The sequence below is a fragment of the Natrinema soli genome (genome assembly GCF_028618695.1).
In genome coordinates, this window is record NZ_JAQIVI010000162.1 from 1,283 (window position 1) to 2,336 (window position 1,054).

Annotated in this window: 1 pseudogene; it reads left to right on the plus strand. The window is 51.8% G+C overall.

What is annotated here, in order from left to right:
* A pseudogene (locus PGX04_RS11490) lies at positions 1-859 on the plus strand (IS66 family transposase); the annotation flags it as partial.
* Positions 860-1,054: the final 195 nt, after the last annotated feature.

Sequence of the window (1,054 nt, forward strand, 5' to 3'; positions counted from 1 at the left end):
CGACCAACTTTACCAACTGAACCCCTCATCCGTGTCCGCGTGGTTACGCAATCGAGCGCGCAGTGCGCGCTGGATGTTGTGAGTACGAATAGATTCGGCGGCAGATACAAGACACTGATATCGTCCACGTTGACGAAACTGGTACAAACGTGACGGGAACAGGCGTGGGTCAGGACTACTGAGCACACATTATATGCCGTTAAAAGTCGTTGACATGGTGTTCCCGCAGAAGTCCTCAGCGAGAACTTCACGGGAACGGCCGTATGTGATGGCCGGACGGCGTATCCAGCCTTCAGCAGTAACCTTCAGCGGTGTTGGGCACACATTCTCCGCGAAGCTGAAGACGTAGCTGATGATTACAGGGACACAGAGCCGATCTACCGGATGCTCAAGCAGATGTATGTCGGGTCTCCAGTCCTGGCTGGAGACCGACCCGAGTAATCGTGAACAAGCGCAGATGCATTGATCTACCCAGAACGGACTCAGATCACTCGCTGAGCGGTCAGTAGCCGACAAACCAGTGGCAACATTGCTCAGGAAAATCAAAGGAGGGATCGACCACTGGCTCACCTTCATCGGTGAGCCAGCGGTCTCGCCAATGAACAACGCCGCAGAGAACGCTCTTCGTGAGCTGGTCGGTCTCCGGAAAGTTGTCGGGGCACTCCACAATAACCGAGGAGTGCCTGTCAATGAAACATTGTTGTCCCTGCTGGCGACGTGGAGCCAGCAGGGACGCAACCCTTACGAAGAACTCAAGCGAGTCGTCAGAAACAACAAGATGATTTTACGAATTCATGCTGTGCTAGCCGTTGATATCCACGTCCTTGAGTTCGTGAATTTCAGACCCACCAAGTGGTAAGCGGTTTTCAGCGTTGATTACACCAGAACGAAGAGTGACATCAGGGCGTTGGATCCTGACGCTTGGACTCATATCATCGTCAGACCTATCATTAATTATAAAATTATTTATAAGTACACCACTCAAATTTGTGTCACTATCAGATGTACAGCGGACGGCCGGTGCGTTTGTCTTGATTCCACAGTCTAAGTCGAG